Annotated in this window: 22 protein-coding genes; 18 read left to right on the plus strand and 4 right to left on the minus strand. The window is 45.0% G+C overall.

All coding sequences use genetic code 11. The annotated features are described in order from the left end of the window. Positions 1-60 precede the first annotated feature (60 nt). Complete coding sequence (locus A6K76_RS05310) at positions 61-657, plus strand: class I SAM-dependent methyltransferase (protein ID WP_066463007.1); 597 nt, start codon at positions 61-63, stop codon at positions 655-657. Positions 658-674: 17 nt separating this feature from the next. Here the strand turns inward: A6K76_RS05310 and A6K76_RS05315 are convergent, their stop codons facing one another. Continuing rightward, a complete protein-coding gene (locus A6K76_RS05315; protein ID WP_066462845.1) occupies positions 675-1,583 on the minus strand; it encodes a MerR family transcriptional regulator in 909 nt (302 codons plus the stop codon). A 243-nt stretch (positions 1,584-1,826) separates the two neighbouring features. Between A6K76_RS05315 and A6K76_RS05320 the strand changes: the two genes are divergently transcribed. The 7 genes from A6K76_RS05320 (at position 1,827) to A6K76_RS05350 (ending at position 10,647) form a co-directional block, all read left to right on the plus strand. Further along, positions 1,827-3,419 (plus strand): phytoene desaturase family protein, encoded by a 1,593-nt coding sequence (locus A6K76_RS05320; protein WP_066462846.1) that lies wholly within the window; start codon positions 1,827-1,829, stop codon positions 3,417-3,419. Positions 3,420-3,440: 21 nt separating this feature from the next. Further along, positions 3,441-5,654, plus strand: a complete 2,214-nt coding sequence (locus A6K76_RS05325) for an MMPL family transporter (RefSeq protein ID WP_066462848.1) — start codon at positions 3,441-3,443, stop codon at positions 5,652-5,654. A 394-nt stretch (positions 5,655-6,048) separates the two neighbouring features. After that, the gene (locus tag A6K76_RS05330) at positions 6,049-7,248 is read left to right on the plus strand and encodes an ABC transporter substrate-binding protein (protein ID WP_066462850.1); all 1,200 of its coding nucleotides are present in this window, start codon (positions 6,049-6,051) and stop codon (positions 7,246-7,248) included. A gap of 93 nt (positions 7,249-7,341) precedes the next feature. Next, entirely contained in the window at positions 7,342-8,217 is an 876-nt protein-coding gene (locus tag A6K76_RS05335) for a branched-chain amino acid ABC transporter permease (protein ID WP_066462851.1), read from the plus strand. An 11-nt stretch (positions 8,218-8,228) separates the two neighbouring features. Beyond that, positions 8,229-9,167 carry a branched-chain amino acid ABC transporter permease gene (locus A6K76_RS05340; RefSeq protein ID WP_066462852.1) on the plus strand — a complete coding sequence of 313 codons (939 nt, stop codon included), beginning with the start codon at positions 8,229-8,231 and terminating at the stop codon, positions 9,165-9,167. Then, positions 9,164-9,940, plus strand: coding sequence for an ABC transporter ATP-binding protein (locus tag A6K76_RS05345; protein ID WP_066462854.1), 777 nt, complete (start codon positions 9,164-9,166; stop codon positions 9,938-9,940). The genes A6K76_RS05340 and A6K76_RS05345 overlap by 4 nt, the downstream gene beginning before the upstream one ends. Beyond that, positions 9,940-10,647, plus strand: a complete 708-nt coding sequence (locus A6K76_RS05350) for an ABC transporter ATP-binding protein (RefSeq protein ID WP_066463008.1) — start codon at positions 9,940-9,942, stop codon at positions 10,645-10,647. The genes A6K76_RS05345 and A6K76_RS05350 overlap by 1 nt, the downstream gene beginning before the upstream one ends. Positions 10,648-10,945: 298 nt before the next feature. Here A6K76_RS05350 and A6K76_RS05355 read toward each other — a convergent pair whose 3' ends face one another. Then, entirely contained in the window at positions 10,946-11,644 is a 699-nt protein-coding gene (locus A6K76_RS05355) for a pseudouridine synthase (protein WP_066462856.1), read from the minus strand. A 311-nt stretch (positions 11,645-11,955) separates the two neighbouring features. Here A6K76_RS05355 and adh point away from each other — a divergent pair, with 311 nt between their 5' ends. The 3 genes from adh to A6K76_RS05370 all read left to right on the plus strand — a co-directional run bounded on the left by adh (position 11,956) and on the right by A6K76_RS05370 (position 15,699). Further along, on the plus strand, positions 11,956-13,476 hold the full coding sequence (gene adh / locus A6K76_RS05360; protein WP_066462857.1) for an aldehyde dehydrogenase: 1,521 nt from the start codon (positions 11,956-11,958) through the stop codon (positions 13,474-13,476). Positions 13,477-13,495: 19 nt separating this feature from the next. Continuing rightward, the gene (locus A6K76_RS05365; protein WP_066462858.1) at positions 13,496-13,855 is read left to right on the plus strand and encodes a DUF779 domain-containing protein; all 360 of its coding nucleotides are present in this window, start codon (positions 13,496-13,498) and stop codon (positions 13,853-13,855) included. A gap of 416 nt (positions 13,856-14,271) precedes the next feature. Next, positions 14,272-15,699 (plus strand): aldehyde dehydrogenase family protein, encoded by a 1,428-nt coding sequence (locus A6K76_RS05370; protein WP_066462860.1) that lies wholly within the window; start codon positions 14,272-14,274, stop codon positions 15,697-15,699. Between the two features lie 288 nt (positions 15,700-15,987). On the opposite strand, the gene A6K76_RS17180 is transcribed toward A6K76_RS05370, so the two are convergent. After that, positions 15,988-17,292 (minus strand): globin-coupled sensor protein, encoded by a 1,305-nt coding sequence (locus A6K76_RS17180; RefSeq protein ID WP_066462862.1) that lies wholly within the window; start codon positions 17,290-17,292, stop codon positions 15,988-15,990. A 206-nt stretch (positions 17,293-17,498) separates the two neighbouring features. On the opposite strand from A6K76_RS17180, the gene A6K76_RS05380 reads away from it, so the two are divergent. Further along, positions 17,499-17,795 (plus strand): hypothetical protein, encoded by a 297-nt coding sequence (locus A6K76_RS05380; RefSeq protein ID WP_066462863.1) that lies wholly within the window; start codon positions 17,499-17,501, stop codon positions 17,793-17,795. Positions 17,796-17,846: 51 nt separating this feature from the next. Here A6K76_RS05380 and corA read toward each other — a convergent pair whose 3' ends face one another. Beyond that, complete coding sequence (gene corA / locus A6K76_RS05385; RefSeq protein WP_066462865.1) at positions 17,847-18,809, minus strand: magnesium/cobalt transporter CorA; 963 nt, start codon at positions 18,807-18,809, stop codon at positions 17,847-17,849. Between the two features lie 260 nt (positions 18,810-19,069). Here corA and A6K76_RS05390 point away from each other — a divergent pair, with 260 nt between their 5' ends. The 6 genes from A6K76_RS05390 (at position 19,070) to radA (ending at position 25,788) form a co-directional block, all read left to right on the plus strand. Then, positions 19,070-19,375 carry a DUF4870 domain-containing protein gene (locus A6K76_RS05390; protein WP_066462867.1) on the plus strand — a complete coding sequence of 102 codons (306 nt, stop codon included), beginning with the start codon at positions 19,070-19,072 and terminating at the stop codon, positions 19,373-19,375. 162 nt (positions 19,376-19,537) lie between these two features. Further along, on the plus strand, positions 19,538-20,002 hold the full coding sequence (locus A6K76_RS05395; protein ID WP_066462868.1) for a CtsR family transcriptional regulator: 465 nt from the start codon (positions 19,538-19,540) through the stop codon (positions 20,000-20,002). A 14-nt stretch (positions 20,003-20,016) separates the two neighbouring features. Continuing rightward, on the plus strand, positions 20,017-20,538 hold the full coding sequence (locus A6K76_RS05400; RefSeq protein WP_066462869.1) for a UvrB/UvrC motif-containing protein: 522 nt from the start codon (positions 20,017-20,019) through the stop codon (positions 20,536-20,538). Continuing rightward, on the plus strand, positions 20,535-21,629 hold the full coding sequence (gene mcsB / locus A6K76_RS05405) for a protein-arginine kinase McsB (protein WP_483772849.1): 1,095 nt from the start codon (positions 20,535-20,537) through the stop codon (positions 21,627-21,629). Before A6K76_RS05400 ends, mcsB begins: the two co-directional genes overlap by 4 nt. Continuing rightward, complete coding sequence (locus A6K76_RS05410; protein WP_066462870.1) at positions 21,619-24,072, plus strand: ATP-dependent Clp protease ATP-binding subunit; 2,454 nt, start codon at positions 21,619-21,621, stop codon at positions 24,070-24,072. Before mcsB ends, A6K76_RS05410 begins: the two co-directional genes overlap by 11 nt. Before the next feature lie 339 nt (positions 24,073-24,411). Further along, complete coding sequence (gene radA, locus A6K76_RS05415; RefSeq protein ID WP_066462874.1) at positions 24,412-25,788, plus strand: DNA repair protein RadA; 1,377 nt, start codon at positions 24,412-24,414, stop codon at positions 25,786-25,788. The last annotated feature ends 86 nt before the right edge of the window (positions 25,789-25,874 follow it).

Genomic DNA, 25,874 nt, shown 5'->3' on the forward strand with positions numbered 1-25,874 from the left:
AAATGGCACAAACCATTGATACATCAACATTTATAGAGGGAGGAATGAACAGTGATTTTTATGTCAGATGAACAACGAGACGCAGCGCTTGGCATTCACACAGTCGGCAACCAGTACGGATTCCCGCAAATGGCGCATTATCACCGCTACGAGCCGACGCCATACGAAGGATTGGACGTGTTGTTTGACAGATTTTCCATCACAGGTCGAACGTTCGTCGATATTGGTTGTGGCAAAGGGCGCGTGCCGCTATACGTATACGACCGTTTCCGTATACGCGTGACCGGCATTGATATGAAGGAGCAATATATCGACGAGGCGAATGTGAATAAAAATGCCTATTTGCGTAAAATCGGTGGCAAGCCGCAACTTATACAGTTTGTACAACATTACGCACAAGCATATGACATTGCTGATACGGACGATGTGTTCTTTTTTTTTAATCCATTTTCAGTGCAAATTTTTATGAAGTTTTTAGAAAATGTGCTCGCGTCGTATGAGCAATCACCGCGCAAACTGACGATTATTTTTTACTATCCGTCGCACGATTACGTCGAGTATATGGAGCAAACACCATTTACATTCGTTGAAGAAATTCGCATCCCAACGTTATACAAAAGTAACGAAAACGAACGCTTTTTAGTTTATGAAATGTAAAAAAACGAGTTCATCTTTTACGGTGAACTCGTTTTAAATACGTCTTCGATACGCGAAACAATTTGAATATGCTTTAGTGGGTGCTGCTTTTTAAGATTAAGCGCACCAGGACCACCTAAATAAAACGTTGAGCGTTCATGCTTTGCAGCGAATGCATCGAGCTCGTCAATCATAGCGTAATGGTCTTGAAACGGCAGCTCGGTTAATGCGGAAAGTAGCACATGCTTTGGCTTTAGTTGTTCGACGGCCGCTTGAATGGCAGCTGGTGCTGGTGATGGACCTAGCATCGTCGTGCGGTAGCCGAGAAACATACTTTGCAACAATAATAATTGCATCGGAATTTCATGTCGTTCGTTCGGCAAGCAGCTACCTAAAATGAGTGTTGCGTTCGAAGGTAAAAATAGTTGGCGACGTAAATACGCTAAATAATCTCGAATGACTAAACTAGATAACGCTTCTTGAAACTCTCCCCAAATACCCGCGCACCATAACTCCCCGACCTCGTATAAAAATGGTACGATGACGTGATCGACTGTACGTTTCACGCCGAGCGTATGATGGGCTTGCTGAAGCGTATGCAACATTTGCGTATCATCAGCATCAGTTCCTGCACGAATGAGTTTTTGAATCGTTTCATCAATATACGCTTGATGTACATCGCTTTTTGCCTCTTTTAAAATGGGCGCTTCGTTCGACTCCATCATCATTTCGGCAGCTTGTTTAACGCTGTAGCCTTCTTTCGTGAGCTGCAACACACGAGTAAGCAATGATACTTCTTCATTCGTATATACGCGGTACCCGTTATCGAGCCGCTTCGGTGTTACGATGCCGTATCGATCCTCCCACTTTCGGATTAATTGCTTCGATAAACCAGTCATTTCAGCTACTTGTTGAATGGAATAAGATGGGCCTATATTTTCTTTCATGGCTTCGCTCCTTTACATAAAGTTGATAGTGTCTAATGTACAACGTTTTGGGGAATAAGGAAATATGTTTTTGTTTTCGGCGATAGATTCCACATTTGTAAAGGGGTGAATCTATTGATTTTCTGCGGCTTCTATCGCTTTGAGCAACAAGTTTTACAAAAAATGTTTTTTTATGCTTGCTAAAGTTTGTATAATGTAAGTATAATGTTTGTACAAAGTCTATTTTGCATGGGAGGCTACAAAATGTCAAAGAAAATTATTGTAATTGGAGCAGGACCGGGTGGGTTAGCAGCGTCGATGTTATTAGCGCACAAAGGTTACGACGTACACGTTTATGAAAAGCAATCATTCATCGGTGGTAGAACGAGTCATTTACAATTAGGTGATTACCGCTTTGATGTAGGTCCAACATTTTTAAACATGACATATTTAGCGGAAGAGATGTTTGCACTAACAGGACGCAACATTCATGACTACGTGAAGCTAATGAATTTAGATCCGATGTATGAGCTTGTGTATAAAGATAAGCGCATTAAAATTACACGCAATCCTGAAGAAATGATTCGTCAAATTAACGAGCTGTTCCCAGGTAACTATGGTAGTTACGAGCGCTATTTATTAGAGACGCATAAAAAATTAGAGACGTTAGCGCCACTATTACAAAGCGATATGACAGGCTATCGCAGCTTAATGACACCGAAAGCAATGAAAGCGTTAAAGGAGCTAGAAATCGGCAACTCGTTAATGGATACGCTTGGCAAGTTTTTCAAAGAAGAGGAGCTGCGTTTAGCGTTTACGTTCCAATCGAAATATTTAGGCATGTCACCGTGGGAAAGTCCAGGCGCGTTTTCAATTTTGTCTTACATTGAACATGCGTATGGGGTGTATCATATAGAAGGTGGCTTAAATCAGCTCACAAAAGCGATGGCAAAAGTAGCGGAGGAAGAAGGCGCGGTCATTACGACAGGTAACGGCGTAAAGCGCATCGTCACAGAAGGTCGCGTCGTAAAAGGTGTCGAGCTTGAAAGCGGTGAAGTTGTATACGCGGACGATGTAGTCATTAACGGCGACTTCGCAAGCGTTATGACGAAGCTTGTCGAACCAGGCTTGCTGAAAAAATATTCGCCAGAAAAACTAGCGAAAAAATCGTATTCTTGCTCAGGCGTGTTATTGTATTTAGGGGTGAATAAAAAGTTTGATTTGCCTCATCATACAATTTGGTTTGCGGAAGATTACCGTAAAAACGTCGCGCAAATTACGAATACGCTTGAATTATCAGAGGACCCTTCGATTTACATTCAAAATGCGTGCGTGAGTGATCCGACGCTTGCACCAGAAGGAAAGTCAACGCTGTACGTGCTTGCGCCAGTGCCGAACAATTTCAGCAACATCGATTGGAATAGCTGCCGCGACGAATATCGTGACATGCTGCTTGGCTTAGTAAGCGAGAAGCTTGGCATTGACGACATTAACGACTACATCGAGGAATCGCATATGATTACGCCAGCAGATTTCGAAGTCGATTACGAAGTGTACAAAGGTGCGATTTTCAACTTAGGGCATCAGCTGCGCCAAATGATGGCATTCCGTCCGAACAACAAGTTTGAGGAACTCGACCACTGTTACTTAGTTGGTGGCGGTACACATCCGGGAAGCGGCTTACCGATCATTATCGAATCGGCGCGTATTACCGCAAACTTAATTTTAAAGCGCGACAAGCAAACGCCATATGATGTGCAGCCATTGCCACCGTATGAGTTGTATAAAGGGCAGCCAAAAGATGAAAAATCGTCAAACGTTGCGGCAATTCAAATGAAACCAGCAACGTCAATTTAAATGACGTAAGGAGTGAAAAACGTGAGTAAACCGTTACAAAAGTTTAGTGAAAGTGTGTCAGGTAAAAAATCTCGTTGGGTTGTTCTTAGCTTATGGCTCATCGCAATCGTTATTCTTACTATTTTATTCCCGCAAGTAAACGGCATGGAAAACCAAACAGGCGACGACTTACCAGAATATTCAGAGGCACGTCAGGCGAGCGAATTAATCGCTGAAAAATTCCCGAGTGATTCGGGTATTCCATTATTAATTGTATGGCAAAAAGATTACGGCTTAACGCCACAGCACTTAAAGGATATTCAAGCGCTTTATGCGAACTTAGAACAAAATCCGTTAGATGGGCAATCGACGTTACCTCCGTATCACCGCATGCCGCTACAAGTAATGTATGACGGCGTTTCAGAAAATCGAACGTCACTCGTAACGCCGATTTTCTTTGATTCAGATACGAATACCGAAACGTTGAAGGAAAACTTAGCGGTCATCGCTGAGGAAGTAGAAAGCATTACAGGAGACAATGCATTTGAAGCGAGCATGAACGGCAATGAATTAACAGCTCGCTTCTCAGGTCCAGTCGGCATTTCAGTCGATGCGACAGATTTATTCAAATCAGCGGACTTTAAATTAATGGCAGCGACGGTAATTTTAATTTTAGTGTTGTTATTAGTAATTTACCGTTCACCAATTTTAGCAGTCGTACCAATTATCGTTGTTGGGATTGCGTATTTAGTCATTAGCCCAGCACTTGGCGCATTCGTTGAGCAAGGGTGGATTACGAAGGACGCGCAGGCGATTGCAATCATGCTCGTATTATTATTCGGTGCAGGAACAGACTACTGTTTATTCCTCATTACGCGCTACCGTGACATTTTATTAGACGAAGAAAATAAATTTGTCGCATTAAGCAAAGCGTTCGTACAATCGTCAGGGGCAATTTTCATGAGTGCTGCCACAGTAATGGTCGGCTTAGCAACATTAGCACTAGCAGATTACGGGGCATTCCAGCGCTTCGCTGTACCGTTTAGCTTCGCTGTAATCGTAATGGGTATTGCGGTATTAACTGTATTACCAGCATTGCTTTCATTAATGGGTCGCTTCGCATTTTGGCCGGTCGTACCGCGTACAGAAGAAGGCGCAATCGCACATGCGGAGAAGAAAAATAAGCCTGTGAAAGTACGAAAAGAAAACCACCGCTTCATGCGAAAAATTGGTCGATTTGCAACGAACAGACCGTGGCTCGTTATTTTAACGACAGGGATCGTATTAATCGTATTAGCGTTTTATTCAACGCAAATTAAATATAGCTACGACTTATTATCTTCATTCCCAGAAGATATTCAATCTCGTGAAGGCTTTGCGATCATTGAAGAAAACTTTACACCAGGCGAGCTTGCACCAGTGCAAGTGCTCGTTGATACGAACGGTGAGCGCAACGTAGATATTACGCGAGCGTTAGAAGATTTATCGTACGTAGAAGTTGTGAAGGAGATGCGTGTAAGTGAAGTTGATTCTAACTTACAGCTGTATGAACTAGATTTAAACAAAAACCCGTACAATCAAGACGCGATGGACGATGTGCGCAACTTGCGTGAAAAGCTACCAGCGATTCTTGAAGATGAAGGAATCGACAACGCAGAAGACGCGTTTTGGGTAGGCGGCGAAACGGCGAACCAAGTCGATACAGCCGATGTACAAATGCGTGACGAATCGGTAATCCAACCGGTGATGATCGTCATTATCGCGCTCATTTTACTTGTGTATTTACGTGCGTTCTTTACGACGTTACAGTTAATGGTGACAGTTGTCATTTCATTCTTCGCCGCACTTGGCGCAGGTTGGTTAATTTTACACAACTTCTTCGGCGCAGATGCAATCGCCAGCTCAATCCCACTGTACTCGTTCGTATTCATTATCGCACTCGGTAACGACTACAACATTTTCATGATTTCAGACATTTGGAAAGCACGTAAATCAGGTGCTTCACTGAAAGATTCAATCGTTGCCGGCGTTGCTCAAACAGGCGCGGTAATTACGTCAGCTGGTTTAATTTTAGCCGGAACGTTCGCGGTACTTGCGACGTTACCGATTCAGCTTTTAGTACAGTTCGGTGTCGTAACAGCGATCGGCGTATTGCTTGATACGTTTATCGTACGACCACTTCTTGTACCAGCGATTACGACGGTGCTTGGACGTTGGGCATACTGGCCAGGCAAGCTGTTTAAGAAAGAAGACTAAGTAACGAATAATTTTATAACAGCTTTGATTGAGCGTTACATTAAGACAAAACATTCGTTGCTCGCAGCGAGAGGCGGACTCCAGCGTGAGAATATAGGCTCACGCTCACGCCCGCAGAAAGCCTGCCTCTACGCGAAGAGCAATGTCTAAACTAAAAAGTCTAAAAAGTGCTACAGAAAACGATGCTGTTTTCCGTAGCACTTTTCCTATTTCCGTGAAAAAAGCTATGCTGCAATTGCAATTTATTACACTAGTGCAACAAAAACCATTTAATGCTATGTAATTAATAATTAAGGAAAATTATACAATATTAGTTGTATGCGCGTACTGCTTCCTTTATAATTATCAGAAATATCAATATTTTAAAATTTGGAGTATAAAAGGGGAGTTTTCGATGGAGAAAATGCGTTATACGAAGAAATTTGGTTCTTTAGCTTTAGTATCATTGCTAGCAACATCTGTATTAGCAGCATGTGGTGACGGCAAAGAAGAAGGCGGCAGTTCATCAGATGCAGATACGATTAAAATCGGTGCGAACTTAGAGCTATCAGGCAACGTAGCAATTTACGGCTCGTCCGTGTTAGATGGTGCTGAGTTAGCGATTGAAGAAATTAACGCGAACGGTGGCATCGATGGCAAGCAAATCGAACTTGTGCAAGCGGACAACAAATCCGAAAACGCTGAAGCCACTTCGGCAGCACTGAAGCTAATTGAGCAAGACAACGTAGTCGCAATGATTGGTCCGGCAACGTCAGGGAATACAGCTGCGACAGTGGAGCTTGCAGCTGAAAATAAAGTACCGCTCATTACCGCTTCTGGTACAGCACCGAACATTACGGTAAACGACAAAGGAGAAGTAAATGAGTATGCGTTCCGTACGTGTTTCATCGATCCATTCCAAGGAACAGTAGCGGCGAATTTTGCATCGAACGAGCTATCAGCGAAAAACGTAGCGATTTTCGGTGACAATGCGTCGGACTATGCGAAAGGGTTAGCGTCAGCGTTTAAAGAGCAAATTCAAGCGAACGGTGGCACAGTTGTCGGTGAAGAATCGTACGTCGCAAAAGATACGGATTTCCGTACGCAGCTGACGAACTTAAAATCGAAAAATCCTGACTTCATTTTCATTCCAGGCTATTACGAGGAAGTTGGTTTAATCGTCAAGCAGGCGCGTGAGCTAGGCATTACTGTACCGTTAATGGGTGCAGACGGCTGGGATTCACCGACGCTTGTTGAGCTAGCAGGTGGCGATGCGTTAAACAACACGTTCATTACGAACCACTATTCTTCTGAAGACCCAGATGACACAATTCAAAAATTCGTACAAGCGTTTAAAGATGCAAACGGCGATACAGCACCGAACGCATTTAACGCGCTTGGCTACGATACGGTGTACTACTTAGCGGACGCAATTGACCGCGCTGATTCATTAGACGGTGAGGCAATTAAAAATGCGCTAGCGGAAACGAAAGATTTATCGCTCGTAACAGGTACGTTCTCAATCGATGAAAACCACAATCCGGTAAAATCAGCGACGGTATTGGAGTTCGTTAACGGAGCGCAAGTGTTTAACTCGAAAGTTGATCCGCAATAAAACGTAAACGATGCAATTTGAAAAGGGAAGGGCTCGTGTTTTGTGCCTTTCCCTTTTTAAGCGCTACTTTTCAAAAAGGGAGTGTGATGGAACATGGAATGGCTTCAACAGCTTGTAAACGGTATTTCGATTGGTAGTATTTACGCACTCATTGCTCTTGGCTATACGATGGTATACGGCATTATTAAATTAATTAACTTCGCGCATGGTGATGTGTTCATGATCGGCGCGTTCATCGGGTTTTGGGCAATTTCACGCTGGGATATGGGCTTCATACCGGCGCTGCTGCTGGCAATGGTCATTTGTGCGGTGCTCGGCGTCATTATCGAGCGTGTTGCGTACAAGCGTCTGCGAAATTCAACGCGAATTGCGGCACTCATTACCGCAATTGGTGTATCGCTACTTATTGAAAACTTAATGATTTTCTTCCGCGGCGCACAGTCAGCTGTGTATCCACCGACGATTGAAAACAAAACGATCGACGTATTCGGTGCGCAAATTAACTCGCTATCGCTGCTCATTTTAGCCGTATCGATTGGGTTAATGATTTTACTGCAATTTATCGTCCATAAAACGAAAATCGGTAAAGCGATGCGCGCGGTATCTCACGATGCAGAAGCGGCAAAGCTAATGGGGATTAACGTTGATAATACAATTTCGGCAACGTTTGCGATCGGTTCAGCGCTTGCAGGGGCAGCCGGTGTTATTTTCGGTTTGTACTACACGCGCATCGACCCGCTTATGGGCATCGTGCCGGGCATTAAAGCGTTTATCGCAGCGGTGCTTGGCGGTATCGGTAGTATTCCAGGTGCAATGGTCGGGGGTATGTTGCTTGGCGTCGTGGAAACGTTCGTCAGTGCGATGGGCTTCTCGTCATGGCGCGATGCTGCAGCGTTCCTCATTTTAATTATCATCTTAATCTTTAAACCATCCGGGCTATTTGGCAAAAATACCCGCGAGAAAGTGTAGGTGGAGGGGTTATGAAAAAATCGAAAGTGTTTTGGGCGTACGTTGCCATTGCAATCATCGTCTATGCGGTCGTGCAGTTTTCGATGTCGAGTGGCATGATCGGCTCGTACTATAGCAACATGCTCATCATTATGTGTGTAAACATTATACTCGCCGTGAGCTTACATTTAATTATTGGTATTACCGGGCAATTCTCGATCGGGCATGCGGGCTTCATGGCAGTCGGGGCATACATTTCCGCAATTGTCACGATGAAGCTTGATTTGCCGTTTATCGTCGCGATTGTCGCAGCGGGGGTTGTCGCATTGTTTGCTGGTTTATTAATCGGCATTCCGACGCTTCGTTTACGCGGTGACTATTTAGCCATTGCGACGCTCGGTTTTGCGGAAATTATTCGTATCGTTATCGTCAACATCGATTACGTTGGCGGAGCAGCAGGCATGACCGTTTCGCGCCAAACGACGTGGACGTACGCGTTTTTTGCGATGGTCATTACGATTATCGTCATTGCGAACTATACGAAGTCGCGCCACGGTCGAGCATGTATTGCGATACGTGAGGACGAAATTGCGGCAGACGCGATGGGCATTAACACGACGTACTACAAAGTTGTGGCGTTTGCGATCGGTGCGTTTTTTGCAGGTGTTGCCGGCGCAATTTTCTCGCATCAGCTATTTTTCATTCAGCCGACGTCATTTGGCTTTTTAAAGTCGTTTGATATTTTAATTTACGTCGTGCTTGGTGGCTTAGGTAGTTTATCAGGCTCGGTGCTTGCAGCTGTACTACTGACAATTGTGTCGACGTATTTAGCGGAGTTCCCAGAGACGCGCATGATCATTTACAGCTTAGTGCTCATTTTAGTCATGCTGTACCGTCCAACAGGGTTACTCGGCACGAAAGAAATTACGCAGTTTTTCAAGTTCGGTAAAAAGGGAGGCAAAAACGTATGACGAACCTTCTTTTAAACGTAGAGCAGCTCGGCATTCAGTTCGGCGGCTTAAAGGCGGTGCAAAACGTCGATATGCAGCTGTTTGAAGGAGAGCTCATTGGCTTAATCGGTCCAAACGGTGCAGGCAAGACGACGACGTTTAACATGTTAACGGGTGTGTACGCGCCGACGACTGGCTCGATTACGTTCCAAAACGAAAAAATTAGCGGTTTAGATCCGTACAAAGTGACACAAAAAGGCATTAGCCGAACGTTCCAAAACATTCGCTTGTTTAAGGAGCTGACGGTGCTTGAAAACGTAGAGGTGGCGAACCATTCGCTCGCTACACATGGCATTATCGCTTCCATCTTACGACTGCCGAGCTTCTTTAAAGGCGAGCAAAAAATGGAGGACGAATCACTCGCTTTTTTAAAAATTTTCGGGCTCGATACGTACAAGGACGAGTTTGCAAAAAATTTACCATATGGCATGCAGCGTCGATTAGAAATTGCGCGCGCGCTTGCGGCAAATCCGCGATTGCTGCTGCTTGATGAACCGGCAGCAGGCATGAATCCGCAAGAAACGCACGAACTAATGGAGCTGATTGCATTCATTCGAAAAGAATTTAATTTAACGATTTTACTCATTGAGCATGATATGAATTTAGTAATGGGCATTTGCGAGCGCATTTATGTGTTAGACCACGGGCAGCTCATTGCAGATGGCACGCCGGAAGAAATTCGCAGCAACCCGAAAGTAATCGAGGCGTATTTAGGTGAGGAGGTCGTTGAGTGATGCTACAAGTAAACGGAATTAACGTATTTTACGGCAACATCCAAGCGCTGCATGACGTGTCGATTCACGTTGAGGAAGGCGAAATCGTCACGCTGATCGGGGCAAACGGAGCGGGCAAGTCGACGCTTTTAAAAACATTGTCAGGACTGCTGAAGCCAAAAACAGGCGAAATCATGTATTTAGGTAAGCCGATTCATGGTAAAGCGGCACAAACGATCGTAAAGGATGGCATGTCGCACGTACCAGAAGGGCGCCGCGTTTTTGCGAACTTAACGGTTGAGGAGAACTTGGAGCTCGGCGCGTACATTCGAAGCGACAAAGCAGGCATCGCAAAAGATATGGCGCATGTGTATGAGCTATTCCCGCGCCTGCTTGAGCGTAAAAAGCAGCTGTCCGGTACGCTATCAGGCGGTGAGCAGCAAATGCTTGCGATGGGACGTGCGCTCATGGCAAAGCCGAAAATTTTGCTCATGGACGAGCCGTCGATGGGATTAGCACCACTCATGGTAAAGGCGATTTTTGACATCATTAAAATGGTGAACGCTGAAGGCACGACCGTATTACTCGTCGAACAAAACGCGCATATGGCATTATCTGTTGCAAGCCGCGCATACGTGCTTGAAACAGGACGCATCGTGCTAAGTGGCGATGCACAACAGCTGAAAGAAAGCGACGAGGTGCGTGCGGCGTATTTAGGTGGGTTGTAAATGAAGAAGGGAAGTACGAGCGTCATGGCGACGATGCGTACTTCCCTTTGTTTTTGCCATTTTTTTATTTTGTTTCAACGGTGGAGATTGTGACAAGTATTAATGGCGTTGCTTGTAATGAGAGGCGGACTCCAGCAGGAAAAGCGTGAGACTTGAGACCCCGCAACCGCGCGCGGTGAGGAGATTCAAGGAAGGCGATAATCGTCACGTCCATGTGACATCGCCTTCATGACTAACATCGTGTTAGCCGCCACGCTTGCGGAAAGCCTGCCTCGATGTGTAGATCAACGCGACAGCATCACTTTTTATAGTTCAATAAACGAAACAGCTCTTCACGCTCCGTCGTCGTTAAGTTGCGCCATTGTCCGACCTTCAAGTTACCGATTTCGATGTTCATAATGCGAATGCGCTGTAGTCGCTTCACGTTATAACCACACGCCGAACACATGCGGCGAATTTGGCGGTTTAGCCCTTGCTCTAAAATGATGCGGAAGACGTGTGACGAAATGCGCTCCACTTTACATGGAAGCGTCGTCGTATCTAAAATGTCGACACCGCTGCTCATTTTTTGAATGAACGCCTCGTCAATCGGCTTATCGACTTTCACGATATATTCCTTCTCGTGATGGTTTTCGGCGCGTAAAATTTCGTTCACGATGTCGCCGTCGTTCGTCAGTAGCAGTAGCCCCTCTGAATCTTTATCGAGTCGCCCGATGTGGAAAATACGAAGCGGATGATTGATGAAGTCGACAACGTTTCCTTCGATGTGGCGCTCGGTCGTGCTCGTAATGCCGACTGGTTTATTTAACACGATGTATACAAGCTCCTGCTCGCGCTTTACAACGTTGCCATCAACTTCGACAATGTCGCCGTCTTCTACTTTACTGCCAAGCGTTGCAAGTGCGCCGTTAATGCGAATGCGACCAGCGTCGATCCACGCATCGGCACCGCGGCGAGATACAATTCCTGTTTCAGCTAAAAATTTATTAATACGCATATCGTTTGTCACCTTATTTGTCAATTTTCTTTTTAGTATAACGTAAAAGCTACGCGCATGCTCGACTAAGTCATTCATTTGTAGAAATGACGCACTTCTATTTGTTATGTCAACGTAATTTAATTTGTGTTTATGCCTTTATTTTCTTTTAAATGTATTTTAAAACTCGAAAAAACATAAATGTTGTTTGTTGAATAAATGGTGGGAATGTGTGAGAATGAATGTAATGGGTTCATCATTGACGGTTTTAAGTAATTGCCGATGACGAATTATCATATTCAACACATTGAATCAAAGGGGAGATTAAAAGTATGGTATACGCATTTCCAAACACAGAAGGTTCGATTGTTCAATTTAAAGATCGTTACGACAACTACATCGGTGGTAAATGGACAGCGCCGGTTAAAGGGCAATATTTCGAGTCGATTACACCTGTTACAGGTAAGCCGTTTACACAAGTTGCACGTTCAACAGCAGAGGATATTGAATTAGCATTAGATGCCGCGCATGCAGCGAAAGACGCGTGGGGCAAAACGTCTGTTGCCGAGCGCGCATTAATTTTAAATAAAATTGCAGACCGCATTGAAGAAAATTTAGAAAAGCTTGCAGTCGCAGAAACGTGGGACAACGGAAAGCCAGTGCGCGAGACGTTAAACGCCGATTTACCGCTTGCGATCGACCATTTCCGTTACTTCGCAGGGGCAATTCGCGCGCAAGAAGGCACGCTTAGCCAAATTGATAACAACACAGTCGCATATCATTTCCATGAGCCAATCGGGGTTGTTGGGCAAATTATTCCGTGGAACTTCCCGTTATTAATGGGTGTATGGAAGCTTGCACCAGCGCTTGCAGCCGGAAACTGTGTCGTGCTAAAGCCGGCAGAGCAAACGCCCGCTTCGATTTTAGTATTAATGGAAATTATTGAAGACTTATTGCCACCAGGTGTTGTGAACATCGTCAACGGTTTCGGCTTAGAGGCAGGGAAACCGCTTGCGTCAAATCCGCGCATCGGCAAAATCGCATTTACAGGGGAGACGACGACGGGGCGCCTCATTATGCAATATGCGTCGCAAAACTTAATTCCAGTAACGCTTGAGCTTGGCGGTAAGTCGCCGAATATTTTCTTCGAGGACATTATGGATGCAGACGATGCATTTTTAGATAAAGCAGTAGAAGGCTTCGTGCTGTTTGCGCTAAACCAAGGTGAAGTATGTACGTGTCCGTCACGTGCGCTCATTCAAGAATCGATTTACGATGCATTTATGGAGCGCGTTATTAAGCGTGTGGAAGCGATCAAGCAAGGCAACCCACTTGACCCGAACACAATGATTGGTGCACAAGCATCGAATGAGCAGCTAGAGAAAATTTTATCGTATTTAGATATCGGTAAGCAAGAAGGTGCAGAGTTACTTGCAGGCGGTGAGCGCAACATGCTAGACGGTGAGCTTGCAGGTGGCTACTACGTGAAGCCAACTGTGTTCAAAGGCAACAACAGCATGCGTATTTTCCAAGAGGAGATTTTCGGTCCAGTCGTATCGGTAACGACGTTTAAAACGAAGGAAGAAGCGTTAAACATTGCGAACGATACGTTATACGGTTTAGGCTCAGGTATTTGGACGCGCAACATTCATACAGCTTATGAATTTGGTCGCGGCATTCAAGCAGGTCGCGTATGGACGAACTGCTACCATCAATACCCTGCACACGCAGCGTTTGGCGGCTATAAAATGTCTGGTATCGGACGCGAAAACCATTTAATGATGTTAAACCATTACCAGCAAACGAAAAACTTACTCATTAGCTACGATGAGAATAAATTAGGCTTCTTCTAAACAGGAAGGGGGTGCTAGTATGATACAGCGTGTACAAGCAACGGATGCAGCGCTAGCACTTATTAAGCAATTGCAACAAAAGCACGGAGACGTTATGTTTCATCAGTCTGGCGGGTGCTGTGACGGCTCGTCGCCGATGTGCTATGAGCAAGGTGATTTATTTTTAGGTGATCAAGACATTTTGCTCGGCGAAATTGGCGGCGTACCGTTTTATATGCATAAAAACCAATTCGACTACTGGAAGCATACGCAGCTCATTATCGATGTTGTTGATGGACGCGGCGGCATGTTTTCACTAGAAGGTGTAGAGGGGAAGCGGTTTTTAACGCGCTCTCGTGCATTTACAGCAGAGGAACAAGCGGAGCTAAATAATTCGTAGAAAAAATCGCTCGGGGCATCATTGCTTCGGGCGGTTTTTTATGTTTTTGAGTATGTGAGGCACGCTTTAGTGGAAGAAATGAGCGTGGTAATATTTGAAATCGTTTAGCTTATGATGTTCCTCGCAACAATCTATTGGCGTAACGCGTGAAGCGGCGACTTCTAGGGAAAAGAACGTGTCGAGAGACTTGCAATTGCAAGGCGAAAGTAGCGGCGGTTGCGCCATGTCCTTATGGCACCGCCCGCATGACCAACATCGTGTTAGCCGCCGTTCCACTAGGACTTCTACCTCGAGTCATCGCAGAGGCAAAGCGTCCGCAAACGAGCGCGGAGCCAAGATGTGAAAATAGCAAAACGACATGCGCATTTTTTCAGAAGGCGTATAATAGGGTATATACATAACGGAGGTGGAGTTTCGTGCAACAAACAAAACTTTGGATTAACGGACAATGGGAATCAACGAGCAACACATACAACTTAACGTCACCATATACAGGTGATACAATCGCGCACGTCGCAAAGGCGAGCGTACAAGACGTCGAGCGTGCAATTGAGGGAGCACACGAAGCATTCCAAACATTTAAAAAAACGTCGGCATATGAGCGTGCCGAAATGCTATACCGCGTCGTCGATATTATGCGTGAGCGCCGTGAAGAACTGGCGAACATTTTAGTGCAGGAAGCGGCAAAGCCATTGAAGGCAGCGCTTGGCGAAATTGACCGCACGATTGCGACGTACCAGTTTTCAGCGGAGGAGGCAAAGCGCTCGCACGGTGAGACGATTCCAATGGACGCAGCACCAGGCACGCAAGATCGAATCGGCTACACAAAGCGCATACCACTTGGCGTCGTTAGCGCGATTACGCCGTTTAACTTCCCGTTTAATTTAGTAGCGCACAAGCTAGGACCAGCGTTCGCAGTCGGTAACACAGTCGTGCTGAAGCCTGCGACACAAACACCGCTTAGCTCAATCGTCATGGCGGAAATTTTTAAGGAAGCAAAGTTACCAGACGGCTGCTTGCAAATTGTGACCGGCTCAGGTGGCGAACTATCGGATACGCTCGTAACGCATAAGCATGTGAAAAAAGTAACGTTCACCGGCTCAGGCAAAGTTGGGCTCAGCATTAAAGAGAAAGTCGGCTTACGTAAAATTACGCTAGAGCTCGGCTCGAATGCGGCACTCATCGTCGAGCCATCAACGCCAATCGAACAAATTATCGACCGTGCTGTCATGGGTGCATTTAACTTTGCAGGGCAAGTGTGCATTTCGCTCCAGCGTATTTACGTGCACGAATCGATTGCCAAGCGCTTTACCGAGCAATTTGTGAGCGCGACGAAAAAGCTTGTCGTTGGCGACCCGGCAAATAGTGATACCGATGTAAGTGCGATGATTCATACGGACGAGGTGGCACGCATTAAATCATGGTTAGACGATGCCGTTTCACAAGGAGCGACAATTGCATGTGGCGGCGAATTTACGGAGCGCACGTTATCACCGACAGTTATGACGAATGTGACGCAGCAAATGCGCATCGTTTGTGAGGAGACGTTCGCCCCAATCGTATCGATCATGCCGTACAGCAATTTAGACGAAGCCATTGCACTTGTCAATGATTCAGACTTAGGTTTAAACGCCGGCATGTATACGAACGTGTTAACAGATGCATTGCGCGCTGCTGAAGAAATTGAAGCAGGAGCAGTCATCATTAACGACATTCCAACGTTCCGCGCAGATCATATGCCATATGGGGGCGTAAAAAATAGCGGTTACGGACGAGAAGGGATTAAATATGCGGTTGAGGAAATGACAGACTTGAAGTTCATTACGATGAAAATGTCGTTTTAATAACAGGTCTGTTGATTAGCTACTTGTATACAGCTGAATCGGTTGTTTTCAGCAGCAAAAATGAGATGAAGGCAGTATTGTAGTGGCATGGAGCGTGCGGCGAGACTCCTTGAGGAAGGTGGTGAACGCCACGTCCATGTGGCACCACCTTCATGACAAACATCGTGTTCGCCGCCGAGCCCGCGGAAAGCCTACCTCGGCGTGAAAGCAACAAAACGTTTAGTCAAAAAGGAAAAAGCATGTACGAGCTCGTGTGCTATCACATAAGCTTGTACATGCTTTTTCATTTTAATGATTATTCAAATGCTCAATTGATTCAACGAGTGAATCAGAAGAAGAGGCAACGAGCCCAGCACCTGTTGCTAATTCCGTAATAAGCTTTGAAATTTGCGCGATGTCTTTATTCGTGTGCATGTATTGATCTTTAATGCCAGAAACCGCTTCTGCAATTGACGTGAATGATTGGGAAATACTTTCTTGCGTATCGACGCTTTTTTGAATTTGCGTATCGACACTATTAACCGAGCGTTCCATATGCTCGATGTTCATTTCTGTTTCGCTAATTAAATGCGATACGTTTTGAACTGCCTTTTTCGTTTCTTCTGCAAGCTTACGTACTTCATCGGCAACGACTGCGAAGCCTTTGCCGTGTTCACCAGCACGAGCCGCTTCGATTGACGCATTGAGTGCAAGCAAGTTCGTTTGATCGGCAATTCCAGTTACGAGCCCAACAATTTCTGTAATTTTGCTTGATGATTGACGGAGCTGGATCATCGTTTTTTCTAGCTGTTCGACGCTGTTTAACACAACCGTCATGAGCTGTTGCTGCTGGTCTAGCTGCTCATGCCCTATTGTCGAACGCCCTTCTGTTTCAGCTACGAACGTTAATCCTTGCTTCGTTGAGTTGGCGATACCTTCAGCTTGCGCGGAAATGATTTGCAAAGAAGCGGTCGTCTCCTCGCTAATGGCATTTAGCTCCTGTGCTGTTTCTTGCACTTTCACGACGATCAAATTTTTCATATCAGCTGCTTCTTTACGCAGGCGGCTACGTTCATTTTCATATGCGTCAATTACGAGCTGCTGTTCTAAGTTGATGACTTTCGAAAACGACGTTACACATTGTAAAATTTCATGTGTTAATAAATCAGTCGTCGTTAAAAACGTATTAAACGTCGTCATAATTGATTGGAAGCTATTAATGTACCATTTGGACGTTAAACCGATGCGCACGTGCGTTTCCGCGATACGTTTTCGGTCAGCAATGTAAGCGTCGTCAATTTGACCATTAAAAATATCACTAATGTGTTTTGAAAGTGTCCCTTTCAAGCGAGAGATGTGTGTTGCATTTCCTAAAATTCGTTGTAAGTCCGGGCTTTGGCTAATCGTGTCATAAAAAACATCCACAAGCTGTGGAATCACAGGCTGAATGAGTGGCTGTAGCTGCTTTAAAATGGCTAAATCACGTGTCGTAAGCTGGAGAAGTTGAATTTGAACTTGTAAATCTGCATGATTTGACACATCTAATTTAACCTTTTGTATATAAGCATCTGTATGTAAAAAGGGCTGTGCCGTATGTTTTTTAAACCAAGACATGGCGTAATCTCCGTTCTGAAATAATAGTATACTTCTTTATTGTAATGCGGTAGAACTAGAAAAGGTATAAGTTTTGAAACAATTTTTTATAATAAAGTAGCTATTTTCGACAAATTCAACGTCTATGTAGATGCGAATTGAGTTTTGTAGCAAAACAAAGTAACATAAGTAGCAAATCTATAGTAGAAGAAGGTGCTTCATTTAGTATGTTTAGACGTATACGCTGGAAGCTAATTGTGCCGATTATGGTCGTTGTATTTTTTGGTGCAATGTTTGTCGTAAATCAGTTTTACCCGACGTTTCCTGAAGAGGATCGCTTAACGATGTACATTTGGGCAGCGATGATTTCAGGTGTTATGACGCTTATCATGTTCCCGACGAAGGAGCAGGAAGAAATTATTGAAAAAGGGCACCAAGCTGAAAAAGAAAAGCTCGATGCAAAGCGTGGAAAAAAGACAGACGACGCAGAAGAGCCGACGACAAAGTTTCCATATAAACAATAAAAAGTGATCTGTCCGAGAAGTGACTTTCGGGCAGACCACTTTTTTTATACGTTAAAACTTAAAAAAATCAAGCCATCCTTTTAGCTTAAACCAAACGAGCATCGCCGCGCCGATGAACAGCATGACGCCGAGTACGAGAAAATAATTGTACTTGCCATTGAGCTCGGGCATATGTAAAAAGTTCATGCCGTACACGCCCGCAATAAACGTAAGCGGAATGAAAATGGTCGACACAATCGTAAGCAACATCATAATGCTGTTCATGCGGTTGGAGTTGAGTGCCATATAGCTGTCGCGCATATCGGCAGTCATTTCGCGATTGGATTCAATCATATGCGTCAGTTTCACTAAATGGTCATGAATATCCTCAAAATATGCGTGCTCGGTCTTTGTGAGACGGAAGCGGTACGAGCGAATGATGCGATACAATAAATCGCTCATCGGCAAAATCGTCCGTCGCAGCTGCAGTAAGTCGGTGCGAAATTCGAGCACGTGCTGCATCGATCGCATATTGTTTTCATACAGTAGCACGTCTTCTAAATCATTTAAATATTCCTCGATTTTATGCACGAGCGGAAAGTACGAATCGACGATGTGGTCAATTAAATGGTATGACACAAATATCGGCCCACGTCCCCATAGCTTTTTTTCAGAGACGAGCCGCTTGCGCACGGTCGTAATTTCACGCACGGTATGCTTATGAAACGTCACGACAAATTTGTCGCTTACAAAAATGTTGACTTCTTCAGCAAACAGCGTCTCCTCATTAATCGTATGAATAACGAGAAATTGAAAGTCGTCGTAATAGTCGAGCTTCGGGCGTTGCAATTCGTGCAAGCAGTCTTCAATGGCGAGCGGGTGAAACTGAAATACCGTTTCGAGCAGCATCTCCTCGTTCTCGCTCGGGCAATCAAAGTCGACCCAAAACCATTTGTATTGTGCATCATGTAGTTCGTCTAACGGTACATCATAAACGAGCGCATTTTGCGTTGTCATGGCGAGTGTATGGATCATGTCGTCACCTTCTTTCATTATATGTAATAGCGCAAAGTAGCATTCTCGAAACAATTTTAAAGAATTTGTATGAAAAATGAAACTATCGCCGTGCTCGTTCGTACAATATAGTAACAAGCCATAGTGTTTCGAAACGTCTTGCTTGAGTAAACCGCGAGCAGGAAAATCGCGTAATGTATAGATCGTGCTTCTGATTAAATTTCGGTAGAAGCATCGGACAAGCTCGAAACGAATCGAGCAACAAACGAGGAGATGTTATGATGGAAGAAAAATGGACGAAAGTGTTGTTGCATGCGAGTGCATTCTTCATGCCGCTGCTTGTACCAATTTTAATTTTTTTAATAACGAAAGATAAAGGAATGAAGCGTTTATCGATTCAAGCGTTGTTGTTCCAATTCGTGATGGCAATACTTATCGGGATTTCATGGGCATTATCATTTTTAGTTATAGGTATTCCATTCTTCATCGGCTTCAGCTTAATGACGGTAATCGTGCCAATTATCGGTATTGTGAAAGCTTTATCGGACGACAGCTGGGAATATCCAATCGTAAAAAATTTAGTATAATGCAATGCGACCTCATGTGCCCATTTCGGCGCGTGAGGTTTTTTTCTTTTCGAGTGAGGGGAAAGAAAAAACAGAGCAAATGATTTGAAAACTTTTTCAGCCGTCATTATAATAAAGTCAAAGATAGTCAAAGTCAGTTCGTATAACGTGAGGTGAAAACAAATGGGAAATATATCAGACATTATTGAAGGATATTTGAAGCAAATTCTCGAATCAGAAGGTACAGGACATATTGAAATTAAACGTAGCGCCATTGCTGATCAGTTTCAGTGCGTCCCTTCTCAGATCAATTATGTGATTAGCACACGCTTTACAGCTGAACGAGGCTATATTGTCGAAAGTAAACGCGGTGGCGGTGGCTACATTCGCATTACCCGTGTTCGCGCGCATTCGAGGAAAGATTTAATCGAGGCGATGTTTGACCAAATTGGTGAGGCGCTTCCACAAAGCGTTTCAGAAGACATTACGTATCGTTTAATCGACGAGGAAGTTATTTCAAAGCGTGAGGCGAAATTAATATTAGCGGCAACAGACCGCTCTGTTTTAAGACTACCTTTACCGGTGCGCGATGAACTGCGCGCATCTATTTTAAAAGCAATGTTAACGACTATATTATATGAAAAGTAACGAGGTGTTCCTCTATGATTTGTGAAAACTGCCAGCAACGTGAAGCCGCAATTGTTGTAACGCAAGTAAATAACGGACATCAATTAAAAAAGCATTTATGCCATGAGTGTGCTGCCAACATTCACCCGTTTCATGTGGAGCAGCAGCACGATACATTGCACGATATGTTATCGACGTGGTTCGGCACACCGACGTGGCAAAAAGAAAAGCAGCCAACGAAAAAGCAAACGGTTTGCGCATCATGTCATACGACGTTCGAGCAATTTTTACAAGATGGCAAGTTCGGCTGTTCAGATTGCTACGACGCGTTCCGAGATCACTTGCCACAGCTGTTAAAGCGTCTGCACGGTGGTACGGAGCATATCGGCAAAATGCCTAATGCTGTAAGCGAAAAAGCGGCGCTGAAAAAACGCATTGAGCTGCTGCGCCAAACGATGCGAACAGCTGTTGAGGAGGAGCGCTTTGAAGATGCAGCGAAGCTTCGTGATGAGGCGCGCGCACTTGAAGCACAGCTTGCAGGAGGTGAAACGTCGTGACAAATATTGAAACATTTTTACAGCACGTCACACCTGCGTGGATGCGACCGGACAGCGAGGACGATATCGTCATTAGCACGCGCATTCGTCTCGCGCGCAACTTCGCTCATCAAGCGTTCCCACGTAAGCAAAATGAAGAATCGGCAAAGGCAACGAGCGAAAAAATCGCATCCATTTTACAGCCGAAACATTTCGCGTACTTTACGATGGAGCAGTTAACGCCATTGCAGCGTTTAGTGCTCGTCGAAAAGCATATGATTAGCCCGCTGCTTGCAAAGCGTAAATTCGGTAGTGTGCTGCTTCAACAAGACGAGACGATTAGCGTCATGGTGAATGAAGAAGATCATTTACGCATTCAAAGCTTGCAGCCGGGTCTTCGCTTAAAAGAAGCGTACGACGCAGCTGCAGCAATCGATGAATTACTTGAGCAGCAAATCGACTATGCGTACGATGAGCAGTTTGGTTATTTAACAGCCTGTCCGACAAATACGGGTACTGGTTTACGCGCATCGGTCATGCTTCATTTACCAGCACTAACGTTAACGAATGAAATGAAGCAATTAATTCAAACGATGCCAAGATTAGGAATGGTTGTACGGGGTATATATGGAGAAGGAAGCGAAAATTTAGGCAACATGTATCAAGTGTCGAATCAAATGACGCTCGGTAAATCAGAAGCCGACATTTTAGCTGACTTACAAGCAGTAACAGAAAAAATTATTGCTCGCGAAAAAGAAGCGAGAGAGCAGCTGTTATACCGAGCTGCAACAGCGCTTGAAGATCGCATTTTTCGATCGCTCGGCACGCTGCGTTATGCGCGTACTGTATCGAGTGAGGAAGCGGCTACATGTTTATCAAATGTACGCCTCGGAATTAACCTTGGCTACATAGAAGACGTTGCAGTCGACACAATCAACACTTGCATGATGCTTATACAACGAGGATTTTTACAGCAGTATGCCGGTTCAACATTACATCCAGAGCAGCGTGACACAGCGCGAGCAAAGCTGTTACGCGAGCATTTAATAGAACGACATACAGAAAATAATGAAACCAATGGGGAAAAAGGAGACGATTCGTATGATGTTTAATCGATTCACACAACGTGCACAAAAAGTTTTACAGTTAGCGCAAGAAGAAGCCATTCAGTGGAAGCATGAATCAATTGGTACGGAACATATTTTACTCGGTTTAATTCGTGAAGGTGGCGGCATTGCAGCAAAAGCGTTAGAAGCAATTGATGTGAGTCCGCAAATGATTGAGTCAGGCATTGAAGAGCTTGTCGGCAAAGGAACAGAAAAAGTAGGTCCAATCGTACATTACACACCACGCGCGAAGAAGGTCATTGAATTATCAGTAGACGAATCTCGCAAGCTTGGTCATAAATATATCGGTACAGAGCATTTATTATTAGCGCTTATTCGTGAAGGTGAAGGCGTTGCAGCGCGCGTATTAAACAACGCAGGCGTGAGCTTAAACAAAGCGCGTCAGCAAGTTTTATTATTACTTGGCAACAACGACGCACCACAAAACGGTACGCAAACGTCACAAACAGCGGCGACGCCAACGTTAGACGGCTTAGCACGTGACTTAACACAAACAGCGCGTGAAGGTTCACTTGACCCAGTAATCGGACGTTCAAAAGAAATTACACGTGTCATCGAAGTATTATCACGCCGTACGAAAAACAATCCGGTATTAATCGGTGAGCCAGGCGTAGGTAAAACAGCGATCGCAGAAGGTTTAGCACAGCGCATCGTCGCAAATGAAGTGCCAGAAACGTTGCGCGACAAACGCGTCATGACGCTCGATATGGGGACAGTTGTAGCCGGCACGAAATACCGCGGTGAGTTCGAGGACCGTCTGAAAAAAGTAATGGATGAAATTCGCCAAGCAGGTAACATCATTTTATTCATCGATGAATTACACACGTTAATCGGTGCAGGTGGAGCAGAAGGTGCAATTGATGCATCAAACATTTTAAAGCCATCTCTTGCACGCGGCGAGCTACAATGTATCGGTGCAACGACAATCGACGAGTACCGCAAATACATCGAAAAAGATGCAGCGCTTGAACGTCGTTTCCAACCGATTCAAGTGGACGAGCCAACTGTTGAAGAATCAATTCAAATTATTCATGGCTTACGCGACCGTTATGAGGCGCATCACCGCGTGAAAATTACAGATGAAGCGATCGACGCAGCAGTAAAAATGTCAGACCGCTACATTTCAGACCGCTTCTTACCAGATAAAGCAATCGACTTAATCGACGAGGCAGGCTCAAAGGTGCGTTTACGTTCATTTACAGCGCCACCAAACTTAAAAGATTTAGAAGAGCAGCTTGAAGCGATTCAGTCAGAAAAAGAAGCGGCAATTTCAAGCCAAGATTTCGAAAAAGCAGCTGAGCTACGCGACAAAGAGCAAAAGCTAAAAGAAGAGCGCGAAAGCACGAAGAAGTCTTGGGAAGAAGAGAAAAACCGTGAAGAATCACAGGTGACAGTAGAGGACGTAGCGCTTGTTGTCGCAATGTGGACAGGCATTCCAGTTTCAAAAATTGCCGAGGAAGAAACGGCGAAGCTTTTAAAATTAGAAGAAGAGCTGCATAAGCGCGTTGTCGGTCAAGGCGAAGCAGTCGAAGCGATTTCTCGTGCGATTCGTCGTGCGCGCGCCGGCTTAAAAGACCCGAAACGTCCAATCGGCTCATTCATCTTCTTAGGCCCAACAGGTGTTGGTAAGACGGAGCTTGCGCGTGCATTAGCAGAAGTAATGTTTGGTGACGAGGATGCAATGATTCGCATCGACATGTCTGAGTATATGGAGAAGCATACGACGTCTCGTTTAGTCGGCTCACCTCCAGGATATGTAGGCTACGATGAAGGCGGTCAATTAACGGAGAAAGTACGCCGCAAACCGTACTCAGTTGTGTTACTCGATGAAATCGAAAAAGCGCATCCAGACGTGTTCAACATTTTATTACAAGTGTTAGACGACGGTCGCTTAACAGATTCAAAAGGACGCACAGTCGACTTCCGTAACACGGTTGTCATCATGACATCAAACGTCGGCGCAGACGCACTGAAATACCGCAAGTCACTTGGCTTCAGCGCACAAGCAGCAGAGACGAAGCAAAAAGATATGAAGTCGGTCATGTTAGAAGAGCTGAAAAAAGCATTCCGTCCAGAGTTTTTAAACCGTATCGACGAAATGATCGTGTTCCACTCTTTAGAAAAAGAGCATTTACGCGAAATCGTAAAATACATGGTTGCATCATTAACGAAGCGTTTAAAAGAGCAAGACATTGTGCTTGAATTAACAGAATCCGCAATCGACAAAATTGGTGAGGAAGGGTACGATCCACAATACGGTGCTCGCCCAATCCGCCGCGCGATTCAACGCCACGTGGAAGACCGCCTATCAGAGGAATTACTGATGGGCAACATCCAAAAAGGGCAAAGCGTCTTAATCGATTACGTGGAAGAAAAGTTCGTCGTAACGCCGAAAGAAGCGGCAGTTGAAGTGTCGTTGACGAAATAACATGAACAGGCAATGGTCACACCGTATTGGTAGTGACCATTGCCTTTTCTTTTTTGAAATTTCGAGAAAATCGTATTTTGTGGATTTTTTGTATTTATATACTCCGATTTCAAAGTAGATTTTTATAATGTTCTGAAATGTAGGCGGCGACTTCTGCGGGACAAGCACGAGCCGAAAATCCATTTTTGGCGGCTTGTCCGTCAAAAATTAGTTGAGGCCGTGCCCGCGAAAAGCGTCCGCCGAAATGAAAGAACCGTCGATAACTACTCACATGAAAAGAGACAGTCGAACTGTTTACATATATAATCAACAGTAGAACAAACATTCGGAGGAGAAGACATGGCAAAGAAAAAATCAAAATTTATGTGTAGTGACTGCGGCTACGAATCAGCAAAATGGATGGGACGATGCCCAGGCTGTGGCGCATGGAACACGATGAACGAAGAAATCGAAGTTGTGTCAAAAGGTCCGCGCGGTGCATTTCAACATTCAAGCACCGTCACAAACAAAGCAGTGCCAATTATTAAAGTCGAAACGCAAGACGAGCCGCGCATCGAAACCGATTTTGGTGAGTTAAACCGCGTGCTCGGCGGCGGCATCGTACCAGGCTCACTCGTACTGATCGGCGGTGACCCAGGCATCGGGAAATCGACGCTGTTACTGCAAGTATCTGCGCTCATGTCGAACAAAGGGCATCGCGTGCTATACATTTCAGGTGAGGAATCGATTCGCCAAACGAAGCTGCGCGCTGAACGTTTAGGCGTAACGTCTGAGGAGCTGTACATTTACTCGGAGACGAATTTAGAATATTTACATCAAACAATTGAAGAAGTGCAGCCGAAATTCGTCATCGTCGACTCGATTCAAACGGTGCATCACCCAGAAGTGACGAGTGCACCAGGTTCAGTATCGCAAGTGCGTGAATGTACAGCGGAGCTTATGCGCATTGCGAAGACGAAAAACATTGCCATTTTCCTTGTCGGGCACGTAACGAAGGAAGGGCAAATTGCCGGTCCGCGTATTTTAGAGCATATGGTCGATACCGTTTTATACTTTGAAGGCGAACGTCACCATAACCACCGCATTTTACGCAGCCAAAAAAACCGCTTCGGCTCGACGAATGAAATTGCCATTTTCGAAATGCTACAAAACGGCTTAAAGGAAGTACTCAATCCGTCTGAGTTATTTTTACAAGAGCGTTCACAAGGCGCACCAGGCTCGGTCATTGTAGCGTCAATGGAAGGAACGCGCCCGATTTTAGTTGAAATTCAGTCACTTGTCACACCGACGAGCTTCAATTATCCAAAGCGCATGGCAACCGGCGTCGATCAAAACCGCGTGCAGCTGCTTATGGCAGTGCTGGAAAAACGAATGGGCATGATGCTTCAATCGCAAGACGCATACATTAAAGTAGCAGGTGGCGTAAAGCTTGATGAGCCAGCGATTGACTTAGCGCTTTTAACGTCGATTGTGTCAAGCTTTAAAGACGAAGCACCGAAGCCGACTGATTGCTTTATCGGTGAGGTCGGCTTAACAGGTGAAGTGCGCCGCGTTACACGTATCGAGCAGCGCGTGCAAGAAGCGGCAAAGCTCGGCTTCCAGCGCGTCTTCATTCCGGCTTCGAACATCGGTGGCTGGGAGTTCCCAGACGGCATTTACGTCATCGGTGTTGAAACGATTGCCGATGCGCTGCGACAATGCTTTAATGATATGTAATTAGTAGCTGGTAGCAAATCGGCGAGACTCCTTGGTTAAAAGCTCGTGACTCAAGACCCCGCAGCGAAGCGAGCCGCAATCCGCGA

Origin of the sequence: Caryophanon latum (assembly GCF_001700325.1) — a bacterium.
Taxonomy (GTDB): domain Bacteria; phylum Bacillota; class Bacilli; order Bacillales_A; family Planococcaceae; genus Caryophanon; species Caryophanon latum.